The organism is Halanaerobiales bacterium (assembly GCA_035270125.1).
Taxonomy (GTDB): domain Bacteria; phylum Bacillota; class Halanaerobiia; order Halanaerobiales; family DATFIM01; genus DATFIM01.
Genome location: DATFIM010000025.1, coordinates 1 through 7,134, shown reverse-complemented (window position 1 = coordinate 7,134; position 7,134 = coordinate 1). Strand labels below are relative to the sequence as shown.

The window sequence follows — 7,134 nt, the reverse complement described above, 5'->3', positions numbered from 1 at the left end:
ATTAGCAGATTTCATTTTCTTTAATTTTTGATATCTCATTTCTCTTTTCATCTTATGAAAATTCTTTAATCTTTCTTCTTTTAAATCACCATCTTTTATTGCTTTTTTCACAGCACAACTTGGTTCATGAGTATGAGTACAGTCATTAAATTTACAGTTCTTTGATAAATTTTTGATATCTTTAAATGTACTGGTAATTCCACTTTCATTATTCCAAAGCTGAATTTCTCGCATACCTGGTGTATCTATAATGACCCCTTTATCTGGAATTATATTTCATACTACCTGATATTTCTGCATTTTTTTCTCCATATTCAGTTAACAATTTATATATTTTATTATAATAATTATACCTTAGAAATGGCTGGTGGTCAATGAAAAAAAGGATTTTAATATTTTACATGGAAAGTTTATATAGACTCTACTTTAAAAATCTATATTTCTAAGGAGGCTTAAAATGTTAGCAATAATTAATGCTCAACTTGAAACAATAAGCAATGGTTTGATAAAAGATGGGAAAATTTTGATTGAAAATGGTTTGATTAAAGACCTCGGATCAAATATTAATATTCCGAAATCTGCCAAAATCATAGATGCTGAAAACAATATAGTAACCCCTGGGTTAATTGAGGCTCATTCCCATGTAGGTATAAGTGAAGCTGGTATAGGCCCCAGTGGCCAGGATACAAATGAAATAACTAATCCTATTACCCCCTGGTGTCAGGCACTTGATGGAATAAATATGAAAGATAAAGCCTTTGAAAACTTTAGAAAAGCTGGGATTACTTCAGTAAACGTTTTACCTGGTAGTAGTAATATATTTGGTGGAAAAACTACAGCTTTAAAATGTAAAAATACTATAGTAGATAAAGCAATAATTAAAGAAAATACAGGTATGAAAGCTGCCCTAGGAGAAAATCCAAAAATGTTATATGGGAAAAATGATAAATCTCCTGCAAGCAGAATGGGTAATGCAGCAATTATGAGAGAAACTTTAACAAAAGCAAATAATTATTTAAAAAAAATTAACAAATCAAATAAAAATCAGGATTCTCCTGACTATAATCAAGAAATGGAATCCTTGCTTCCATTGTTAAAAGGAGAAGTACCTCTCCGTATACACTGTCATAGAGCAGATGATATTGCAACTGCTATAAGAATATCAGAAGAATTTAATATTAATTATACTTTAGAGCATATTACTCAGGGTCACCAAATTATTGATTTTCTAAAAAACAAAAATACTTCTTTTGCAGTTGGACCCACAATGCGTTATGGATCAAAAGTGGAAAATAAAGAGCGTAATTTTCATACCCCTCTTTTAGCTGATAAAAATAATTTGCAATTTTGTTTAACTACAGACCATCCAGTTGTAGCAGGTCATTATTTAGCAATGACTGCAGGATTAGCAGTTAACTGGGGAATGAAAAGAAAAACTGCTCTCAAATCTATAACTTTAAATGCTGCCATACATATTGGTGTTGAAAATAATATTGGAAGTCTCGAAAAAGGTAAAGATGCCGATCTGGTTATCTGGTCTGGTGATCCTCTTGAATTTACTACTTATGCAGATTTAACTATTATTGATGGTGAAATTGTTTATCAGAGAGGTGAAAATTATGAAATTAATTAAAGCAGGAATTATTTATACAGGTACAAACCAAAAAATTAAAAATGGGGAAATTCTAATTAATGAAGATGGTAAAATAATTGAAGTTGGAAAAAATATTAAAACAAAAAATATAAATACAGATAGTCTAGATATTATTGATTATACCGATAAAGTAATTACGCCAGGGTTAATAGATCCTCATTCACATATTGGAATGTGGGGAGATGGTGAAGGACCAACAGCCTATGATGGTAATGAGATACCCAATCCGATTAATGGTAATATCAGGGCTTTAGATGCAATTAATCCGCAACAAAGAAGTTTTGCTGGTGCTCGTGAAGGGGGAATAACTACTGCCCAAATAATTCCAGGTTCAGGTAGTCCTATCTCAGGTCTGGCCGTCACTTTAAAAACCAGTGGCAATATTGTAGATAAAATGATTATAAAGAATCCCAGTGGATTAAAAGGTGCTCTTGGTGAAAATCCCAAAAGAGCTCATGGTAAAGAACAGAAGCAATCTCCAGCATCTAGAATGGGAAATGCTGCTTTAATACGCAATTATTTTCAGGAATGTAAAGAATACAAAAATAAAAAGATAAAAGCTAAAAATAATAATAAAGAATTTGATTTAGATCCTAAATATGAATCAGGTCTAAAGGTTTTAAATAAGGAGATTCCTTTTAGAATACATGCCCATCGCCATGATGATATTGTTACTGCTATTAGAATTTCAAAAGAGTTTGATTTAGATTTCAGTATAGAACATTGCACAGATGGTCATTTAATAGCAGATTATTTAGCTGAAGAAAATATATGGGCCTCCGTAGGACCGGGACTTGGAGTTGCAAGTAAGGTTGAAACTGCTGAAATAACTGATGAAAATCCTGTGATTTTATATAAAAATGGTGTTAATGTTTCTTTAATGACAGACCATCCTTTTCTAAATTGTAGATATTATATGGCCTATGGGGCAACTGTCCATAAATATGGATTAAGTAAAGAAGAAACTTTAAAACTAATGACTCTAAATCCTGCCAAAATGTTAGGTATTGACAATAGAGTTGGTTCTTTAGAAAAAAATAAAGATGCTGACTATTTAGTTTTAAATAGGGAACCATTTTCTTATAAAACAAAAATTGAGAAAACTTTTATTGAAGATAAAGAAGTTTATAATAGAAAAAACATAAATTGGCTATAAAACCAATTTAAAAAAAGGGCAAATAGTTTAATAAACTACTTGCCCTTCTAAATTTTAAGCACTTTCTCTAAAACCTTCTTTTACAATTCTTTTATGAGATTTATAAGAATATAAATACCATCCTGTTAATGAAACAAATACTACTGCTCCAAATATATTACCTAAAGTCACCGGGACAAGATTTTTTAATATAAATGTTTGCCAGCCTGCATTTAAAACTGTACCTGAATATGATGCAGTATTTCCAATAAATAAACCTGCCGGTACAAAAAAAGTATTAGCTATACTATGTTCAAATCCAATTGCTACAAATGTCATAATTGGCCACCAAACAGCAAATATTTTCCCAATTAATCTATCAGTGGCAAAAGACATCCAGATTGCTATCCCTACCAGCCAATTACATCCTACACCACGCCAGAAAGCTTCAATCCAAGTCATATTTATTTTATTATTTGCTAAATTCACTACATATGAAGCCTGAGGTTCTGCACCTAAAATACCAGAAATACAGGCAAAAAAATATGCTACAAATAAGGAACCAATTATATTACCAAGAAAAACAAAAAACCAATTTTTAAAGACATTTTTTAATTTTATATCACCATTTAACCAGGCTAAAGGCTGAGTTGTCATATTTCCAGTTGCAAGTTCTGAACCTGTAAAAATAATCATTATCAATCCTACAGGAAAAACCGCAGCAAAAAATAATCTACCCATACTTCCCCAGATATCCTTTGGCAAAGATGCTACAATTCTTATTGCTACCAGTCCACCTAAAGCTATAAAAGCACCTGCTAAAAAACCTAAAATCAAACTATTTACTATAGTAATTTCATCTTTTTTCTTTCCAGCTTTAATAAGTTTTTCAACTATCATTTCTGGTTTTTTAACTTTCATTAATATCACCTTTCCTATAATAGATATTATTTCATTTATTCCTTGTTAATTATATCACAAATGAATTAATTTTACCACCCCCTATTTTTTATGATATAATAATATAAAATGAAAGGTAGGTGAAAACCGTCTGCATTTATGACGGGATAATTATCGGAAATAATAAAGATCTTTATAAAATAAAAAATCAGCAAGAAAAAGCTATTTTAATTGGTAAAGTTAAAAGTTCTGTAGAAGAATTAAATAAATTGGCTAAAACTGCCCAAATTCAAGTTTTAGGCAAATTATTACACAGTCGCAAAAAAATAGATGCAGCTTATTATATAGGTTCAGGAAAATTAAAAGAATTAAAAAATACTGTTGAACATACTTCTGCAAATTTAATCATTTTTGATCATGAATTAACACCAGCCCAACATCGAAATTTAGAAGAAGATTTAGAAACAAATGTTATGGATAGGACACAATTAATTTTAAATATCTTTTCTCAACACGCACATACAAAAGAAAGTAAATTACAGGTAGAAAAAGCCCAACTAGAATATTTATTACCACGGCTAACTGGTAAAGGTGAAGAACTTTCGCGTTTAGCAGGTGGAATTGGAACCAGAGGACCTGGGGAAAGTAAACTTGAAACTGATAGAAGACGTATTAGCAAAAGAATTCATAATCTTGAAGAAAAATTAAATAAAGTTAAAAAAAATCGAGAAATACAACGTAAAGAACGAAATGATCCTCTTGTCGCTCTTGTTGGATATACTAATGCTGGAAAATCCACTCTTATGAATTTACTAACCGGATCTAACAATGAAGTAGCTAACAAATTATTTGCTACTCTTGATTCTACCTTAAGAAATATGCAACTTCCTAATGGTAGAGAAATTATATTAACTGATACAGTAGGATTTATAGATAATTTACCTCATCAATTAGTTGCTTCTTTTCGTGCTACTTTAGAAGAAATTAAAAAGGCAGATCTCATATTACATGTAGTTGATAGCAGTAATCCTCAGGCTGAAAAACATATTAAAGTTACCAATGATGTTTTAAAAGATATGGAGGTAGATGATATAGAAAAACTAATAGTATTTAATAAAATTGACAAATGTCAAAACGGTGATCTCAAAAGTTTAGAATTACAGTATCCTGATCACCTATCTATTTCTTCTTTAACAGGAGAGGGAAAAGATAAACTATTAGAAAAAATAAAATCTATTTTAGAAAAAAGTTTAGTGAAAGTTAATCTTAAACTACCTTATAATAAAGCTAATTGGATAGAAAAAATTCATAATAAAGGCCAGGTAATTGAAGAAAGTTATTCAAAAAATAACATTTACATCAAAGCCAAAATTCCCAAAAAATTTGAACAAATTCTATCTAAATTTAAAATAGAAAAATAATTTCTTTTAACATTAATAAACCCTGAATTCGATTTAGAATTCAGGGTTTATTAATTAAACTTAACTTATATTTTAATTTAGTAATTATTTGAACTTAATCTAATAGATGACAAGCAGCATAATGTTCATCACCATAATCTTTAAATTCAGGTTCTTTTTCACTACATATATCCATTGCCTTTGGACAGCGTGGGTGAAAACGACATCCAGATGGTGGATCTACCGGACTAGGTACATCTCCTTCTAAGATTATTCTTTCCTTATCATAGGTTGGATCTGCTATTGGTATTGCTGATAGTAAAGCCTGAGTATAAGGATGTAAAGTATTTTCAAATAACTCTTTCTTATCTGCTATCTCTACTAACTTACCTAAATACATTACTGCTATTCTATCACTTATATGTTTTACTACACTTAAATCATGAGCTATAAATAAATATGTCAGATCAAAGTCATCCTGTAAATCCTGCATCATATTTATTACCTGAGCCTGAATCGATACATCTAACGCTGATACCGGCTCATCTGCTATAATTATCTTGGGATCAACTGCCAGCGCTCTTGCCACTCCTATTCTCTGTCTCTGTCCTCCAGAAAATTCATGTGGATATCTTTTCATATGGTCTTCACTAAGTCCTACTGTATCTAATATCTCTAATACTCTTTCATTTCTTTCTTTTTTGTTATCTACTAAATTGTGGATATCAAGTGGCTCTCCTACTATATCTGCTACTGTCATTCTTGGGTTAAGTGAAGCATAAGGATCCTGAAAGATTATCTGCATATCTTTTCTGATATCTCTCAGTTCTTTTTTACCCAATTCTACAATGTTTTTTCCTTCAAAATATATATCTCCCTCTGTTGCTTCCAGCAGTCTTAGTATTGTTCTTCCTGTTGTTGATTTACCACATCCAGATTCTCCAACAAGTCCTAATGTTTCTCCTTTGAATATATGAAAACTTATATCATCTACTGCTTTCACATAATCTACTGTCCTTCTAAATACTCCAGCTTTTACTGGAAAGTATTTCTTTACATTTTTTAACTCTAATAACTTTTCGCGTGCTGCCAAATCATTCACCTCCAGGTTTTTTTACAATTTATAATGATACATGCTCATCTTCTTTTTCATAATTTGCCTGTTTTTTCTTCAGTTTTTCTAATTCATCTACATGCCAGCATCTTACTTCATGTCCATCTTCTATCTCCTCTAATGGCGGTTCTTCTGCCATACATTTCTCATCTGCAAGTTCACACCTTGTGTTATACTTACATCCTTCTGGGAAATCAAGTGGACTTGGTACCATTCCTGGTATTGCATATAGCTTTTCTACACTCTTATCAAGTCTTGGTATTGAGTGCATTAGTCCCCAGGTATATGGATGTTTTGGATCTTTAAATAGACTTACTGCATCTGTATATTCCATTACTTTTCCGGCATACATTACTGCTATTCTATCTGCTACCTCTGCTATTACTCCAAGGTCATGAGTTATCATCATTATTGCCATTCCAAATCTCTGTTTTAGATCATTCATTAAGTCCAAGATCTGGGCCTGGATTGTTACATCAAGCGCTGTTGTTGGCTCATCTGCGATTAAAAGCTTAGGATCACAGGATAAGGCCATCGCTATCATTACCCTCTGTCTCATCCCACCAGATAATTGGTGAGGATATTCATCCACTCTCTGTTCTGGGAGAGGGATTCCTACCTTTCTTAACATATCTACAGCCTGTTTTCTTGCTTCTTTTTTATTTACATTTTTGTGTAAGAGTATCGCTTCTGAGATCTGATCTCCTACTGTATATACTGGATTTAGAGATGTCATTGGTTCCTGAAAGATCATTGAGATATCATTACCTCTTATCTTTCTCATCTCTTTTTGTTTCTTTTTTACTATATCTTCTCCTTCAAACATTATACTTCCATCTACTATTCTTCCTGGAGGTGATTCTACCAATCTCATTATTGATAGTGAAGTTACACTCTTTCCACATCCAGATTCTCCTACTATCCCTATTGT

Annotated in this window: 7 protein-coding genes; 3 read left to right on the top strand and 4 right to left on the bottom strand. The window is 31.5% G+C overall.

Annotated features, from left to right (window positions below; all coding sequences use genetic code 11):
• Positions 1-234, bottom strand: a 234-nt coding sequence (locus VJ881_01400; protein ID HKL74693.1) for a ribosome small subunit-dependent GTPase, incomplete at its 3' end; no start/stop codon positions are given.
• A gap of 223 nt (positions 235-457) precedes the next feature.
• On the opposite strand from VJ881_01400, the gene VJ881_01395 reads away from it, so the two are divergent.
• On the top strand, positions 458-1,633 hold the full coding sequence (locus tag VJ881_01395) for an amidohydrolase (GenBank protein ID HKL74692.1): 1,176 nt from the start codon (positions 458-460) through the stop codon (positions 1,631-1,633).
• Entirely contained in the window at positions 1,620-2,810 is a 1,191-nt protein-coding gene (locus tag VJ881_01390) for an amidohydrolase (GenBank protein HKL74691.1), read from the top strand. The genes VJ881_01395 and VJ881_01390 overlap by 14 nt, the downstream gene beginning before the upstream one ends.
• 54 nt (positions 2,811-2,864) lie before the next feature.
• Here the strand turns inward: VJ881_01390 and VJ881_01385 are convergent, their stop codons facing one another.
• Positions 2,865-3,710, bottom strand: a complete 846-nt coding sequence (locus VJ881_01385; protein ID HKL74690.1) for a formate/nitrite transporter family protein — start codon at positions 3,708-3,710, stop codon at positions 2,865-2,867.
• A gap of 119 nt (positions 3,711-3,829) precedes the next feature.
• On the opposite strand from VJ881_01385, the gene hflX reads away from it, so the two are divergent.
• Positions 3,830-5,110 carry a GTPase HflX gene (hflX, locus tag VJ881_01380; GenBank protein HKL74689.1) on the top strand — a complete coding sequence of 427 codons (1,281 nt, stop codon included), beginning with the start codon at positions 3,830-3,832 and terminating at the stop codon, positions 5,108-5,110.
• 94 nt (positions 5,111-5,204) lie between these two features.
• Here the strand turns inward: hflX and VJ881_01375 are convergent, their stop codons facing one another.
• A complete protein-coding gene (locus VJ881_01375; GenBank protein HKL74688.1) occupies positions 5,205-6,182 on the bottom strand; it encodes a dipeptide ABC transporter ATP-binding protein in 978 nt (325 codons plus the stop codon).
• 28 nt (positions 6,183-6,210) lie between these two features.
• Positions 6,211-7,134 (bottom strand): ABC transporter ATP-binding protein (locus VJ881_01370; GenBank protein HKL74687.1); only part of this gene is annotated, 924 nt, incomplete at its 5' end.